Source organism: Candidatus Neomarinimicrobiota bacterium, from assembly GCA_022560655.1.
Classification (GTDB): Bacteria; Fidelibacterota; Marinisomatia; order SCGC-AAA003-L08; family TS1B11; genus JADFSS01.
The window spans coordinates 12,050-27,127 of the sequence record JADFSS010000026.1 but is presented as its reverse complement, the minus strand read 5'-3'; the positions used below and the strand labels follow the sequence as shown (position 1 = coordinate 27,127).

Genomic DNA, 15,078 nt, shown 5'->3' with positions numbered 1-15,078 from the left:
GGCGCTCCGCGATAGGCTGGCGGAAAACACCGCCACCTTTCGCGAAAAGATGACCGCAGCGGGCTTTGACATCACCCCCGGCGAACACCCCATCGTGCCCCTCATGCTGGGGGAGGCCAAACTGGCCCAGGACATGGCCGCCGCCATGCTGGAGGAGGGCATCTACGTCATCGGCTTCTTCTACCCGGTGGTGCCCAAGGGGACGGCCCGCATCCGGGTGCAGATCAGCGCCGCCCATACCCAGGCGCATCTGGACCAGGCGGTGGCGGCGTTCGTGAAGGTGGGCAAGAAATTTGGGGTGGTGGAGTGAGCGCGCCTGACGGTCCAGCATAGATCGGGCAGATCGCTATCACCGTCCGCGACCTGGACGGCAACGTATGGGCGCCGATGAGCGCGGAAGCGCGGGCGTGAGGGCACGGGACTTCCAACTGGACGTAATCACGGGCGAAACCGCAGGCAGCGCGGGAGAGGGGTAAGCGTTTACCCATCCTTGAGAATCAGTCCTTGACAAAGCGTTCGCTATTACGTACGTTATCCGAGTCTTCAGTACAAGGCCGAAACTGATTATGAAATCCATCACCGTCACCCAGGCCCGCAACAACCTTTACCGGCTTATCGATGAGGCGGCCGAGAACCACGAACCGGTGCTGGTGACCGGCAAGCGCAGCAACGCCGTGCTCATCAGCGAGGAGGACTGGCTGGCCCTTCAGGAGACGCTGCATCTTGTCACCATTCCAGGGATGCGAGAGTCCATCCGTGCAGGGCTGGCGACGCCCCTTGAGGAGACCGCCGGGGAACCGGGCTGGTGAGCTGGCGGCTCGCCTTCACCCGCCAAGCCCAAAAAGATGCCCGAAAAATCGCTGCCGCAGGCTTCAAGCCCAAGGTAGAGAAACTGCTCGCCCTGCTTGAGTCCGATCCCTACGGGACGCCACTGCCTTTCGAAAAACTGATGGGCGACCTGTCCGGAGCCTATTCGCGGCGCATCAATATCCAGCACAGGTTGGTTTATCAAGTGATGGAAGACGAGCAGGTGGTGAAAGTCATCCGCCTGTGGACCCATTACGAGTAGGTGACAGCCCTCGGGCTCCATTCGCCGCTTGGGCCGTTGGCCAGCTCAGGGAGGTGTGAGACCGGAATAGGCGGCCACGCCCAGCACCCCCTACACGCAGCATATGGTCTATCAGTACCACCATAGCGCCAGGGCCCAGTTCGAGCAGCAGCTGAGCGTCACCCGGGACCACATCATCCCCTTTATCGAGCAGTGGCGCAGCATCGGGTCCGAGACGCGGGTGCTGGAGATCGGCTGCGGGGAAGGTGGTGTTTTGAAGGCGTTTCTGGAGCGCGGGAGCCACGGGACAGGCGTGGAGCTGGACCCGCTGCGATACGAGGGGGCCAAGCAGTTCTTGCAGAACGACATCCGGCGGAAACGGGCCCGATTGCTCCGGGAGGATATCTACGCGGCAGACATTGTACGGGAACTCGGGGAGCCATTTGATGTGATCATTCTCAAGGACGTCATCGAGCATCTCCCCCACCAGACCAGGCTGCTGCGCAGGCTGGGGGGTCTCCTGAAGGACGGTGGCGCCGTGTTCGTCAGCTTTCCCCCCTGGCAGATGCCTTTTGGCGGGCACCAGCAGGTCTGTAACAGCAGGGTGCTTTCACGGACCCCCTATTTCCACCTCCTGCCGCAATTTTTATATGAGGCCATACTACGAATGTTTAATGAGCCGGCGGGCAGAATCGAGGAGCTGTTGGAACTGAAGAAGACGGGGATATCACTTGAGCGATTCAGGGCAATCACGAAGCAGACGGGCTACGAGACGATCGGTCAAAGGCTGTATTTGGTCAATCCCATCTACCGCTACAAATTCGGCCTGCAGCCCCGGCGGCAGTTCCGGGCAATCGCCGCGCTACCTTACCTGCGAGACTTCGTGACGACCTGCGGGTACTTCCTCCTGCGCCCGACGCCGCCCTAGGCGGCGCCCTCCACGACCGGCGCCGATTTGGGCCTAGCCACCGGCGCTGCCCCCACGGGCAACTGCTCGGTCTGCCGCAGCACAGCCAGCAACCAGATCAACCCTGTGGCGGACGCAATGGCGATGGAGATCACCATGGCAAACCAGACATAGGTCACGGGCAAGTGCAGGCCGTAGGTGAACAGGATAGCAAGGGGGGCGCTGAGGGCAATCACCCGTAGGAAAGTGATCACTAGAAACGGCAAGCCCCTGCCCATGCCTTGCAACACGCGGGCGCTGATCATGCCCAGCGGCGCAACGGGAAAGGCCAGAGCATTGATACGCAGGTAGGAGACGCCGATCTCGAGGATTTCGGGGCTGGGATTGAAGATCAGCAGAATCTTGGGGGCCAGGGGATAGATGATGGCCGCGGCCACCAACCCGAACAGCACCGCCCGCTCCAGGGCATAGCGAATGATGCCCCGGAGCTGGCCGTATTCACCAGCGCCGTAGAACATCCCCACCAGCGTCACCGTGCCCGCCGAAATGGCAATAATGGGCATGAGGTAGATCATCTCCAACCGGCCCCCGATCTGGTAGGCAGCCACCGCGTGATGCGAGTAGCCGCTGAGAATCCGGTTGAAGACTCCGGCGCCAATCGACATAATGACGAACGAGAGCGACGCTGGTAGCCCGATGGCGAGAATGCTGGTGAGAATGGCCGGCCGGTACTGAAAATGCCGCAGCCGGAACTTCACGAACGTGCTCCGCCGGAGGAAGATCAGATACACGAAGATAAGGAAGACAATCAGCTGACTGATGATCGTTGCCAGGGCCGCTCCTCTCACGCCTTGGCCCAGACCGAATATGAAGATGGGATCAAGAATCAGATTCAGCACCATGCCACCCCCCAGCAGGGTCATGGGGCGAATCGTGTCGCCTTCACCGGCCAGGATGCCCCGGAAAAACGCCGAGAGCACAGAAAATGAGATGCCCAGGGCGATCACCTGAAAGTAGCTCCAGGCCAGGGTATGTATCTCCCCGCGTGCCCCCAGCACAGCCAGCAGCGGCGCACCCCAGACAAGTCCGATGAAGGTCAGGCCGACGCCAATGACCACGCCCAGAAATACGGCGTGCTCGGCCGTGTTGTCCGCCCGCACTTTGTCCTGCCCGCCAATGGCCCGTGCCACCACGGCGGTCACGCCCGATGACAGGCCCATGGTAATGCCGTAGGAGAAGAAAATGAGGGGCATGTTAAAGGCCAGCGCCGCCACCGCCTCCGGGCCTACCCACCCCACAAAAACCATGTCCGCAACAGAGTATAAGGTGTGGATGGTCATGCCCCCCAGGATGGGAAGACTCAGCCTCCAGAGCGCCCCGCGGGGATTTTCAATGAAGCTCTCAACACGGGATTGTGCCCTACTTTGTTGATTGGCCATAAGGAGGTGAACTTACGCCAGGGACGGCGTGATCAGCAATCCGTCTTTACGGTTGCTCCCCGTGCAGAGAACCCAAAACTTGCCCGACTGGCTTTCACGTTGTGTACTGAAAGAGACTGGGAGTAACTTCCCCACCGTTCGTCTCCGTTGCCAATAACCAGAAGAGAAATTTCGTAAAAAACCCTTCATGCTGCCCCTGCCATCCTTGCGTCTCGCTATCATCGGCCTGGTATTCACGTGGGTAATTTACGCCATTCTCCCTACGCTACAGTACCGTGCACTTTCCGAAGAAGACAAAGATGCGCGCCGAACCGCAGGATCGCTTGAGGCCCTTGAGCACAGGATCATCAGCCTGGGGTTGGACCTCCAGGGTGGTATTCACCTTGTTCTGGAAGTGGACATACCCAGCCTCGTCCGGACGCTGGCCAAGAACAAGGATGCCCTGTTCGATGATGTTCTGAACCAGACCGCCGCGGAGGCGCTGGACTCCGACAGTGATTTCTTCACCATTTTTAGTGCCCGGGCTGAGGAAAATAGCCTGCGACTCATCCGGCATTTCAGCGAATTTGGCAGCCGGACTCCAGACATCATTGCCGCCCTGCGCCTCGAGGCCGATGATGCCGTGGACCGGGCCCTGGAGATCATCCGCAACCGGGTGGACCAGTTCGGCGTGTCCGAGCCTACCATCCAGAAGGCGGGTGGGAAGCGCATTATTGTGGAGTTGGCCGGTGTGCAGGATCCCGCGCAGGCCCGGAGTCTTATCCAGAATACAGCCTTGCTGGAGTTCAATATCCTCCAAGATCTGGGGGTGGGCCGAGATGTGATGCTGAAGATTGACGAGGCGTTGCGGGCTGCAGGCTCGCCCCCGGAACAACCCGCCGCCGATGACACTGAAACGCCAGCCGATACGCTGGAGGACGCCTTGGCGGCGATACTGGGTGGTGGTGGCGATGCGCCTGCCGCGGTGGGTGGCCTCGCCATCTCGCAGGAAGTCTTGGGTGAGCGTCCATTTACCGGCTACATATTTAATGTGGGGAACGACTTCGTGGTGGCCTCCCGCCACCGCCACGCGGTGGATGCGCTGCTGGAGCGGCCCGAATCGAAGGTTGCTGTACCGACTGACGGCGTGTTCATGTGGAGCAACCGGTCAGAGGTCTTGCCGGCCACCGGCGTCGATGACGAATTCTATACCCTGTACTATCTCAATCGCGAACCCAGTCTGACGGGCGGGGTCATCACTGAGGCCAAGGCCAACATCGGCTCTCTGGGAAGCAACGCGGCCAACCAGCCGGTGGTTAACCTCAGCATGAATAGCGAAGGGGAGCGCACCTGGGCCCGGGTGACGGGCGCGAACGTGGGCCGCCGCGTAGCCATTGTACTGGATAAGAGGGTTCACATGGCGCCCGAAATCCGCGGCAAGATTCCCGGCGGCCAGACGGAGATCTCGGGCATGAAGGATATGGACGAGGCCAAGCTCATCGCCATCGTTCTGCGGGCTGGCTCCCTCCCGGCGCCGGTGGACATCATCGAAGAGCGGGCCGTTGGCCCCAGCCTCGGCCAGGACTCCATCTCCAGCGGTTTCAGGGCGGCGCTGTATGGCGGCCTGCTGGTGATCGCCTTCATGATATTTTATTACAAGGGCAGCGGCTTGGTTGCCACGCTGGCACTGACCTTCAATATTCTGGTGGTGCTGGCCGCACTTGCCTCCCTCAGGGCCACCCTGACCCTGCCTGGCATTGCCGGGTTGATCCTCACCGTCGGCATGGCTGTGGATGCCAATGTCCTGATCTTTGAGCGCATTCGGGAGGAACTGGACAAGGGCAAGTCCATCCGCGCCGCCATCGACAGCGGCTATGCCCGGGCCACCGTCACCATCATCGACGCTAATGTCACCACCATCCTGGCCGCCCTGGTACTGTTTCAGTTCGGTACGGGGCCCATAAAAGGCTTTGCCGTCACGCTGTTCTGGGGCATTCTGGCGTCCATGTTTACGGCCATATTCATGACCAGGACGATCTTTATGGTGCGTACCCGGAATCCCAAGGTCAAGACGCTGAGCATCTAGGGGGACCGCTTCAGAAAATGCGTTTACTTACCAACGTCAACATTGACTTTCTCGGCAAGCGCAAGCTTGCGGCCTATCTCTCGCTGACCCTGATCGCGGTGGGTCTGCTGTCGCTGATCATCCGGGGAGGGCCCAAACTGGGCATCGATTTTACGGGTGGCACGCTGGCCCAACTGCAGTTTGAAACTCCCCTGGAAACGGGTCAGGTGCGCCAGCTGCTCCTTGAGGGCGGCTTCGATCGACCGATCATACAGCGGTTCGGGGCCGACAACGAAGTGCTGGTCCGGCTGGCCGCCGGTGATGTGGGCGAGGACTTCCGCGAGCGTCTGCAGACTGCCCTGGCGGGGCTGACATTCGAGGTTCGCCGGCTGGAGTCGGTGGGCCCCAAGATAGGGGGGGAGCTGCGGGGCAAGGCCCTACAGGCGATCCTGTTTGCTCTGCTGGGCATCCTCATCTACATCTCCCTGCGCTTTGACCGCTACTACGCGGTGGGCGCGGTGGTCGCCCTGGCACACGATGTCCTGATTACCCTGGGGGTTTTTTCGCTGCTCGACCTGGAAATTGATCTGGCCATTGTCGCCGCATTCCTGACCATTGTGGGCTACTCGCTGAACGACACAATCGTTGTATTTGACCGCATCCGCGAGAACGTCAAGCTGCACCGCAAGGATGATTTCTTTTTTACCGTTAACCGCTCCGTGAACCAAACCCTCAGCCGCACCATCATTACCTCGCTCACCACTTTGATGGTGGTACTCATGCTCTACCTGATGGGTGGCGAGGTCATCAAATATTTTGCCTTTGCGCTCATCGTGGGCGTGCTGGTGGGGACCTACTCTTCTATCTATGTCGCCAGCCCTCTGATGGCCATGCTGGAGGTCAGGGCCCAGGCCCGATCCAGCGCATAGATGGTCTTGGCCTCGGCCATCGTTTCTGCAATCACCTTGCTCCTTTGCCTGCGGGTCTAGCCGTGCCGGTTACTGCAGTCATCGGAGGCCAATGGGGTGACGAGGGCAAGGGCAAGGTGGTCGATCTGCTTTGTGCCGGTGTCGATTTGGTGGCCCGTTACCAGGGTGGGGCCAACGCCGGCCACACCGTCAAAGTCGACGGCGAGACACTTGTGCTCCATCAGGTGCCCTCCGGGATCCTCCACCCCGGCACCGTGTGCATCCTTGGTCACGGAGTCGTCCTGGATCCCGTGGCACTGTCTGAAGAACTCGATACCCTGGCTCAACACGATGTTGATACCGCTGGACGCATACTCATCAGCTCGTCCGCGCACGTGGTAACCCCGATCCACAAAGCCATGGACCGGGCTACAGGACACGTCATCGGCACCACCCTCAAGGGCATTGGGCCGGCCTATGCTGACAAGGCCCGCCGCCTGGGCATACGGGCGGTGGATCTGCTCGATACCACCCAGTTGGGCACTTATCTCAACAGCCGAGTGAAATTGGGCCTGGATCAGGGGGAAATTAAGGCGGCTGACGCTGGACCGTTGAAGGCTGAGCTGGAAGCGTTTATCTTCGCCGCAAACCGCATCGCACCTATGGTTACGGACACCTTCGCCGCATTGCAGGATGCTCTGGCCGCAGATAAGAACATTCTATTCGAGGGCGCTCAAGGCACGCTGCTCGATCTGGATATGGGCACCTTTCCCTACGTCACTTCCTCCCATCCTACCATCGGCGGCATCGCGACGGGGCTCGGTGTTCCCCTGCAGAAAGTCGACCGGTTTGTGGGGGTGTTCAAGGCGTATACTACCCGCGTGGGCGCCGGGCCGTTCCCCACCGAGCTCACCGATGAACAGGGCCGTGAACTTCAATCGGAGGGAGCTGAATTCGGAGCCACCACCGGGCGGGAACGCCGCTGTGGATGGTTTGACGCCGTGGCGGCCGCCTATGCCTGTCAGATCAACGGTTTCACGGAATTGGCCCTTACAAAACTTGATGTACTGGACAAGTTCAAGGCCGTTAAGATATGCACGGGCTATAAGTGGGACGGCGCCACCCTGCCTGGCTTTTCGGCAGCCATACACCAGTTGGACCGCGTTACGCCCGTCTACGCCGAGCTGCCCGGCTGGCGCACTGGAATCTCCAGCGCAAAAACTGTCCAGGATTTGCCGCCCGAAGCCGTGGATTACATCGAGCGACTGGAAGAACTCATAGGGGTACCTATTACGACGGTCTCGGTGGGGGCCGATAGAAACCAGATTTTAATCCGGTGACCCGGCCCTCCCGGCTCTTGGGGTGGCCACCGCCCAATGGCGTGGTATTCGCCATGATGTGCCTCATCTGGGGCTCTACCTTTGTGGCGCTGAAGATCGGGCTGGAGGGGACTCCGCCGCTGCTGGGGGTTGCCATGCGGCATATCCTGGCTTCCGGCCTGCTGTTTCTGATCATCTATATTCGGAAACTGCCGATCCCCAGGGACCCTCTGGCCTACAAACAATACTTGACCGTGGGCCTGCTCAACTTCTCCCTGAGCTATTCGCTCACCTACACCGGCACCCAGTATATTTACAGCAATGTATCCGCCCTGCTGTGGGCGTCCATCCCCATCACCACCGCACTGGCAGCCCATGTAACATTGCGCAACGAGCGCCTTACTGTAAGGAAGGGCGTGGGCATCCTGGTGGGCTTCAGCGGCGTGGCGCTGATATTTGCCGGCTACGGGATTGGGCAAAGCAGGAATCTGCTCTTGGGCATGGCACTCGTAATGGGCGCTGTCCTGATGACCACCTGGCCGGGCATCTATTTGAAAATGCATCCGGCGCGTGCCAATCCCATCGTGCTTAACGGCGTAGCGACCGGCATCGGCGGATTGGCCACCTTGGCCGGCAGCTTCGCTTGGGAAGATCCTGCCAGCATGGTCTGGAGCCCGCTTAACATCGGAGTCCTGATCTACCTGGCAATATTCGGTACCGTGCTTGCCTGGGTAGCCTACTTTTACCTGCTGCAGCGCATCGAGGTCGTCAAGCTTTCATTCGTGGGGTTTATCGCGCCCATCATCGCCACGTTCATGGGCATGATGGTCCTGGGGGAAGTGCTGCCGCTGACAGTATACGTGGGTGCAGTTATCGTGCTCTTGGGTATTTTCCTCACCGACGCCCGCCGCTACCTGCAGATCATCAGGAGAGTATAGTGGCGCATCGTACGGGGGCGCTGGGCCCGCAACGCAGATGTAGGGAGCCGACCTGATGGCCGCCGCTTCCATGCGCCTGCGCCTGCCCAGCAATGGCCCCCTCGACCTGGCGCTGAGCAACCAGCCCGTCACAGAGCACTTGGGGGACCGTGGGCCCATCGCAGAGGGTGGACTCTACCGCGCCAGCCGTATCGCCGGGACAGCCGCCATCATCAATGCCAGATCGATAGCAGCAGATGTTGTCGAGTTCCGGGTCACTTCCGCTGAGCAGAAAGCCCTGCCGCCGAAAGACATCGTGGCCGCGTTCCTGACACGCAAGTTCTCACTGCAGCTGGACCTGCCCGCATTTTACCGCTTTGTGACCAGGCAGCCGGCGCTGGCAGGTTTGCCGGAATTTCAACGTGGCTTGCGGCCCATCCTCAAGGACACCTTGCTGGAGGCCCTCTGCCTGGCCATCACCGACCAGCAGGTGAACACCACCTTTGCCGATGAGCTGAAACGCAGGCTGCTAGCCACTTTCGGACATGTCTACCGGGTGCAGGACCGCGACCTGTGGCTCTTTCCATCCGTCGAAGAGCTGGCCCGACTCGAAATTCACGCCCTGCGCCCTCTGCAGTATTCCAACAACAAGAGCCGCTACATTGTCGAGTTGGCCCGGCAGTTCGCTGCGGAGCCCCAATGGGAACGGCTAAGCGGCGGTGATGAAGAGATTGTGGTGCGACTCTGCCAGTTGCGCGGCGTGGGACCGTGGACGGCGGAGTACGGGGCTATGCTAGGGCTTGGGTTAGTCGATACCTTACCCGCCGCTGATATCGGCCTGATGCGGGTGGTGCAACAGGTTTACGGCCTGGCTGAGCGGCCCACTGAAAAACAGGTACGTGAGATCGGGGAGCACTGGTCTCCGTGGCGTGGATTGGTTACATTCTATCTGTGGCACCAGGAAGATTCCGCTGCCGCCGCCGCTGCACATAACAAATAGTCAGGACCAGCGCCATGCTCGCCTATGATCGCTTCGCTACGGCCATCGGTAGGATTACCGTGGTAATGAGCGACAAAGGGGTCTGCTACATAGGCCTGCCCAACGAGTCATTGACATCAGTGAGACGCTGGGCCGCCCGGCACTTTTCCCAGGCATCGCTGACTGTGTCCGAGGCGCCCTTCGAGGAAATACGCAGGGAATTGGAACAGTATGCCGAGGGCCGCAGGCGCACGTTTTCCTTTAGGCTTGATCACCACAACACGCCCTTTTCACTCCGCGTACTGGAGGCGGTGAGCGCGGTGCCGTTTGGTCGCACGACCACCTACCGGATGATCGCCCGGCAGTTGGGCAAACCGGGCGCTGCCAGGGCCGTCGGCCGTGCCGTGGCCACCAACCCGCTGCCCCTGGTTATTCCCTGCCACCGGGTGGTGGGTTCCGGGGGCACCCTTACCGGCTACGGCGGGGGCCTGCCCTTGAAACAGGCCCTCCTGCGGATGGAGTCAGCGGCGGCGTGAATTCCCAATTGGAAATCCTCGTCAGCGAGCTGCGGGTGATCACCCAACTTCGGCGGGTGGCCGCGCTCCTGAGCTGGGACCAGGAGACCTACATGCCTTCCAAGGGAGCCCAGGCGCGGGCCGACCAGACCGCCCTGATCCTGACCCTGTCCCACGCCCGCTTCACGGGGCCCGATTTTCGCCGCAGCCTGGCCGCCCTGGTGGAGCTGGACTCCGGCGAGGTCTCCTCCGATGGGCTGTTGCCCAAAGAAATTCGCCTGGTGGCAATGGCCTGGCGCGACTGGCACCGGGCCACGGTGCTGCCCCTCGACTTCGTGGGGGCACTGGCGCAGCTTACCTCCGAAGCCCAACAGGTGTGGGAAGAGGCCCGGCAGAAAAATGATTTTGCCCGCCTGGCGCCCTACCTCGAAAAGATTTTCGACATGAAACGACATGAGGCGGACTATCTGGGATTTGAAGACCACCCGTATGATGCGCTGCTCGACGGGTATGAGCCGGGGATGACCAGCGCCCAACTGGCGGGCCTGATCGACACATTGCGGCCCACGCTCGTTGATCTTTCGGCCCGCATCGGGGATGCCAGCCAACCTGGCCGGGCGGACGCCTTGTACCTTGAGTATAACGAGTCTACCCAGTGGGAGTTTGGCATGTCGATCCTCCGCGACATGGGCTTTGACTTCACCCGCGGCCGGCAGGATCTGTCTGCCCATCCTTTCACCACTGACTTTCACCCTTCCGATGTGCGCATTACCACCCGCCTGAACGCCAACCACATCATGGTGGGCGTATTCAGCACCATCCATGAGGGCGGGCACGCCCTTTACGAGCAGGCCCTTGATGAAAAATACTTCGGCACGCCCCTGTGCGAGGCTATTTCCCTTGGCATTCACGAGAGCCAATCGAGGCTCTGGGAAATCTACGTGGGTCTGGGCCGACCGTTTTGGGAGCACTATTATCCCCGCTTGCAGGGGTTGTTCCCGGATCAGCTGGGCACCGTGTCGCTGGACGAGTTCTATGCCGCCATTAACTCCGTATTTCCCAGCACCATTCGCATGGATGCCGATGAGGTAACCTACAACCTGCATATCATGCTGCGCTTCGAGCTGGAGCAAGCCATCATGGATGACAACATTGCGGTCAGCGACTTGCCGTCACTGTGGAATGAAGGGATGCAGAACTACCTTGGCATTACCCCCGAGAATGACACCGAGGGCGTGCTTCAGGACATCCACTGGAGCGTGGGCAGCGTGGGCTATTTCCCCAGCTATCTGCTGGGAAATCTTTACGGTTGCCAGTTCTATAACGCGGCCAAGGCGCAAATTGATGGTCTGGAGGAGCGCATTGCAGGGGGCGATTTACTCGTTTTGCGGGAGTGGCTGCGGGAGAATATCCACCAGCTTGGCCGCGGCAAGTCGGCCGCAGAGCTCACTCAGGATATTACCGGACAGCAACTCTCGGCTGAGCCGTTTGTTCACTATCTTGAAGACAAGTATCGTCAACTCTACGGGGTGTGAAGATAATGCTTGAATTGAATCCTGTTGCGGTGGCATGAAGGTGGGAGCAAAAGTCAGGCGCATTCTTGTGGCGGGCATCTTTACCGCCATCCCCGTCTACATCACCATCGGTGTGCTCCAGTTCCTGTTCCGCATTACCGACAGCATCCTGGCGCCCGTTGTTGAGCGCATGGTGGGCAGGTCCATTCCCGGCTTGGGTCTGGTACTCATGGTGGTGGCCCTCTTCGCGCTGGGGCTCTTCGTAACCAACTTCCTGGGGCGACGCCTGTACAGCTTCTTCGAGGGGATATTGCTCAGGATTCCCTTCGTTTCTAACGTGTACAACACGACCAAGCAGCTGGTCCAGACCTTTTCTCCCGAACACCGCAAGGCCTTTCAGAAGGTGATTTGGCTGGAGTACCCCCGCCGCGGCCTCTGGACGCTGGGCTTTGTCACCGGCACGACGCGTTCATCCGACGGAGTGCCCTATTACAATGTATTTGTCGCCACCACCCCGAATCCAACCTCAGGCTATGTGGTTTTCGTGCCCCGCTCCGACGCCATCGATGCCGACCTGAGCATAGAAAACGGGTTCAAGCTGCTGATTTCCGGTGGTGCCCTCTCCAGCGATAAGCACCACTTCGTTCATGGGCCTGCCGCCGGCGGATCCATCGAGACGGCAGGGGACGCTCCGGCCCCGGCCCCGAAGCCTGAGACTGTCGGTGAGTCACCCGACTGAAGCTCCGGCCGGAAGCGCTGGGGGGCTGTCCGCTCGTCCGCCGCCATCCAGTGGGCTTGATGGTCATTGAGGTTACACCATGAGCTTGCTGTTGGTGTTGGTCCTGATGGGCTATCTGGCGGGGAGCGCACCCACGAGCATCATTGTGGGGCAGCTAACCCGGGGCATCGACATTCGCCAATACGGAAGCGGTAACGCCGGCGGCACGAATGCTTTTCGAGTGCTGGGATGGAAAGCGGGCGCTACGGTAGTCCTGGTGGATGCCTTCAAGGGTTGGTTCGCCGCCGCCGTTATCTCCCAATGGCGCTTCGGCGGTGTTTTGGGTGAACTGCCGGTTACCGATCCTCACCTGGTACCCATCCTCTGTGGCACCGCCGCCGTAGCCGGGCACTCCTTCACTCTTTTTGCCGGCTTCCGGGGAGGCAAGGGCGTAAGCACCCTGGGGGGCATACTGCTGCACCTCTCCCCTGGTGCGCTGCTGCTCGGCGTGGCGGTGTGGCTGGCGGTGGTGGCAACCACCGGTTATGTGAGCCTGGGATCGGTTGCGGCGGTCACCCTTTTTCCGGTGGCAACCTTTTTGCAGGCCGGCACCCTCAAGTCCAGCCTCGGCGCCGCAAGTATCTTCATGCTGCTGTTTATCTGGTTCACCCACCGCAGCAACCTGGCCAGGCTGGCCGCAGGAACAGAGCGCAGGTTTGAGAAGGCGCTCGTTTTCCGGCGCAACAAAAGCACTGAATAATGGCAGAAAGGGGCTTAGTTGGATAGTTCGGCTTCTGAGTAACCGCTGGAATTGCGCAAGTCGGAACGGCTTGCCCGCAAAAAAGCGACCCCCCGTTGGCTACCCAAGGCGGTTAAGGCATACCATCGGAGGGTCCAGATGTCACCCAGCCCAAAGGCCCGGCGCCATCATGTCTCGGTCAAGTGTAAATGGATGTCAGCCGGCGCCCATTAGCGCAATTTGGCCAGTTCCTCCTCCAGCGCTTCGAATCCCTGATCCGCCTTGAATTCATTCCAGAGCGCCTCTTCCTTCTGGGCGCTGTCAATCGCCGCCCGCCGCGCTTGATCCAGTGAATACTCAACCAGCACGAAGTAAGTTCCATCCCGCGCTAAGAAGGTCTCCTTGATCATGGCCCCGGTCAGGGTTGCGTCGGCTACGCCCTTGCCCACCGACTGGGTGAACTCCAGCGCCTCGGACCGCTCGCCTACGCCGCTCTCCTGCATAAAGTCTTTGACCAGTGACTGTACCCTTATGTTCACCGCCGCGGCCACTTCATCGCGGGCACGTTGCGCAGCAACATTCTTGGACAGGCTGGGATTCTGCTTTTTGGCCTGCCCCACGCCGTAGACGATACCTTCCATACTGGGCCTGTTCATGGCCCAGTCAGGCATGTCGTGGCTCTTGCGGGACTCCGTGGTCCCCGATTCCATTCTTCCGGCGCAGCCCGCCAATATCAGCAAGGCACTGCCCAGGCTCATCATTTTGATAGCTCGTTTCATCGTGCTACTCCTTGTCGCTTATGATGTGCAGCTGAACTGCTTTTTCGACCCGTTGGCCAAGCGGTATTTCCGCCAGCCAGCGCTGGAATTCGGTGAAGCTTGCAACGCCTGCCGTGAATGACACATACCCTTCCTGAACACTGCTTAGACGCGGTAGCTGCGCAATGGGTTGTCGCGTAAATAGCGCGTAGACCGTTTCGTTGGCTGTGGCAACATTAGGATCAGCTGCCACGCGGAAATGCAACCCTCTGGCCCGCTGCTGTTGGGAGGGCAGTTCCATCCAGTCGCCCGCAGTTAGGGCCTTTTCTGCCATGGTCCGGTTGGGATACAGCAGCATCACCGAATGATCGCTCGAGAAATAGAATAGGTATAAATAGCCGTCCACGCTGGACCTGGCCCGGATGACGAGGTCGTCGCCCCCCTTTAGCAGCCGGTCATTCACCGCCAGCTCCAGGCGCAGGGCAGGATCCCGCTCGCCCTTCACCGGCTCGACCCTGGCATCAAGCACGATGCGGTAGCGGTAGGCGTTGCCCTCCATGGGCAGCAGCTGCTCAGACAGAATATGCTCATCGACCACGTGCCCGGCAACAGAGGAGAGGGGGAAGGTGCTCCAGGTGGATTTTTCCCATGCCACGCCAGCCGTCTCATCCATGATGTCGCTGAGCAGCGATGTGAAGGAGACCGCTTGTGGCAAGGCCCGCACCAGCCCAGCTACCCGGGCGGCCTGAAGGACCTCTTGGCGGGCTTGCGCCGGCGGTACGGAGCCTGAAAAAAGCATCACGGTGTCCACCAGGAACCAGCCCGGTTTGGCTACGTAGTCGGAGGCTGGCTCACCGGCAGCAGCTCTGTCGCTTTCAACGGCAGTGGGATGGTCCCACAGCTCCGCTTCATCGGCGGTGGCCCGCACACCAGGCAGCGGTAGCTCTGTGCCTCCCTCCAGTTCCACAAAGGCCGCGTCTGCGGCAGCCTGGGCTTCGCCAGTCGGCCCGGCATCCGGTGTCCGCGAACTGCAACCCATCAAGGCCAGCGCAGCAAATGCCAGGGCCTGAGGATGGCTCACTCGTACTCCACCAGGACCTGGTCCATCGCACCGCCCATGAGCTGCGGGGTTTGCTCGCGGTTGAACAGGCGTCGGGCCAGATAGACCCACGTGTGTAGCCCGCCCTGCCGGGCATCGTTCACACTCGTGATCGACTGTGCTGAAAGGAGCGTCGGCCCGAGAAACGGTATCAGAACGAAGGGGCGCATGATA

Annotated in this window: 17 protein-coding genes; 13 read left to right on the top strand and 4 right to left on the bottom strand. The window is 60.5% G+C overall.

Going from position 1 to position 15,078, the window contains the following annotated elements:
- The 4 genes from IH971_05655 to IH971_05640 form a co-directional block, all read left to right on the top strand.
- Nucleotides 1–310, top strand: a 310-nt coding sequence (locus IH971_05655; GenBank protein MCH7497319.1) for an aminotransferase class I/II-fold pyridoxal phosphate-dependent enzyme, incomplete at its 5' end; no start/stop codon positions are given.
- Nucleotides 311–566: 256 nt separating this feature from the next.
- The gene (locus tag IH971_05650; GenBank protein MCH7497318.1) at nt 567–809 is read left to right on the top strand and encodes a type II toxin-antitoxin system Phd/YefM family antitoxin; all 243 of its coding nucleotides are present in this window, start codon (nt 567–569) and stop codon (nt 807–809) included.
- Nucleotides 806–1,069 (top strand): Txe/YoeB family addiction module toxin, encoded by a 264-nt coding sequence (locus IH971_05645; GenBank protein MCH7497317.1) that lies wholly within the window; start codon nt 806–808, stop codon nt 1,067–1,069. Before IH971_05650 ends, IH971_05645 begins: the two co-directional genes overlap by 4 nt.
- A gap of 103 nt (nt 1,070–1,172) precedes the next feature.
- Complete coding sequence (locus tag IH971_05640; GenBank protein MCH7497316.1) at nt 1,173–1,976, top strand: methyltransferase domain-containing protein; 804 nt, start codon at nt 1,173–1,175, stop codon at nt 1,974–1,976.
- Here IH971_05640 and IH971_05635 read toward each other — a convergent pair.
- A complete protein-coding gene (locus tag IH971_05635; protein ID MCH7497315.1) occupies nt 1,973–3,394 on the bottom strand; it encodes an MATE family efflux transporter in 1,422 nt (473 codons plus the stop codon). The two genes, IH971_05640 and IH971_05635, sit on opposite strands and share 4 nt — an antisense overlap.
- A gap of 187 nt (nt 3,395–3,581) precedes the next feature.
- Between IH971_05635 and secD the strand changes: the two genes are divergently transcribed.
- The 9 genes from secD (at nt 3,582) to plsY (ending at nt 13,068) form a co-directional block, all read left to right on the top strand.
- Nucleotides 3,582–5,459: a protein translocase subunit SecD gene (gene secD, locus IH971_05630; GenBank protein MCH7497314.1), complete on the top strand. Its 1,878-nt coding sequence runs from the start codon at nt 3,582–3,584 to the stop codon at nt 5,457–5,459.
- 17 nt (nt 5,460–5,476) lie between these two features.
- Complete coding sequence (gene secF / locus IH971_05625) at nt 5,477–6,367, top strand: protein translocase subunit SecF (GenBank protein ID MCH7497313.1); 891 nt, start codon at nt 5,477–5,479, stop codon at nt 6,365–6,367.
- A gap of 62 nt (nt 6,368–6,429) precedes the next feature.
- The gene (locus IH971_05620) at nt 6,430–7,686 is read left to right on the top strand and encodes an adenylosuccinate synthase (GenBank protein MCH7497312.1); all 1,257 of its coding nucleotides are present in this window, start codon (nt 6,430–6,432) and stop codon (nt 7,684–7,686) included.
- A gap of 53 nt (nt 7,687–7,739) precedes the next feature.
- Complete coding sequence (locus IH971_05615; protein MCH7497311.1) at nt 7,740–8,603, top strand: DMT family transporter; 864 nt, start codon at nt 7,740–7,742, stop codon at nt 8,601–8,603.
- A 55-nt stretch (nt 8,604–8,658) separates the two neighbouring features.
- Nucleotides 8,659–9,582: a DNA-3-methyladenine glycosylase 2 family protein gene (locus tag IH971_05610; protein ID MCH7497310.1), complete on the top strand. Its 924-nt coding sequence runs from the start codon at nt 8,659–8,661 to the stop codon at nt 9,580–9,582.
- Nucleotides 9,583–9,596: 14 nt separating this feature from the next.
- Nucleotides 9,597–10,097, top strand: a complete 501-nt coding sequence (locus tag IH971_05605) for a methylated-DNA--[protein]-cysteine S-methyltransferase (GenBank protein ID MCH7497309.1) — start codon at nt 9,597–9,599, stop codon at nt 10,095–10,097.
- Entirely contained in the window at nt 10,094–11,611 is a 1,518-nt protein-coding gene (locus tag IH971_05600) for a carboxypeptidase M32 (protein MCH7497308.1), read from the top strand. The genes IH971_05605 and IH971_05600 overlap by 4 nt, the downstream gene beginning before the upstream one ends.
- 34 nt (nt 11,612–11,645) lie before the next feature.
- Complete coding sequence (locus IH971_05595) at nt 11,646–12,329, top strand: DUF502 domain-containing protein (protein MCH7497307.1); 684 nt, start codon at nt 11,646–11,648, stop codon at nt 12,327–12,329.
- A 79-nt stretch (nt 12,330–12,408) separates the two neighbouring features.
- On the top strand, nt 12,409–13,068 hold the full coding sequence (gene plsY / locus IH971_05590) for a glycerol-3-phosphate 1-O-acyltransferase PlsY (GenBank protein MCH7497306.1): 660 nt from the start codon (nt 12,409–12,411) through the stop codon (nt 13,066–13,068).
- A 209-nt stretch (nt 13,069–13,277) separates the two neighbouring features.
- Here the strand turns inward: plsY and IH971_05585 are convergent, their stop codons facing one another.
- The 3 genes from IH971_05585 to IH971_05575 are packed head-to-tail and all read right to left on the bottom strand — an operon-like array spanning nt 13,278 to nt 15,074.
- Entirely contained in the window at nt 13,278–13,826 is a 549-nt protein-coding gene (locus tag IH971_05585; GenBank protein ID MCH7497305.1) for an LPP20 family lipoprotein, read from the bottom strand.
- 4 nt (nt 13,827–13,830) lie between these two features.
- A complete protein-coding gene (locus tag IH971_05580) occupies nt 13,831–14,886 on the bottom strand; it encodes a DUF4384 domain-containing protein (GenBank protein ID MCH7497304.1) in 1,056 nt (351 codons plus the stop codon).
- A complete protein-coding gene (locus tag IH971_05575) occupies nt 14,883–15,074 on the bottom strand; it encodes a hypothetical protein (GenBank protein ID MCH7497303.1) in 192 nt (63 codons plus the stop codon). Before IH971_05575 ends, IH971_05580 begins: the two co-directional genes overlap by 4 nt.
- Nucleotides 15,075–15,078 lie beyond the last annotated feature (4 nt).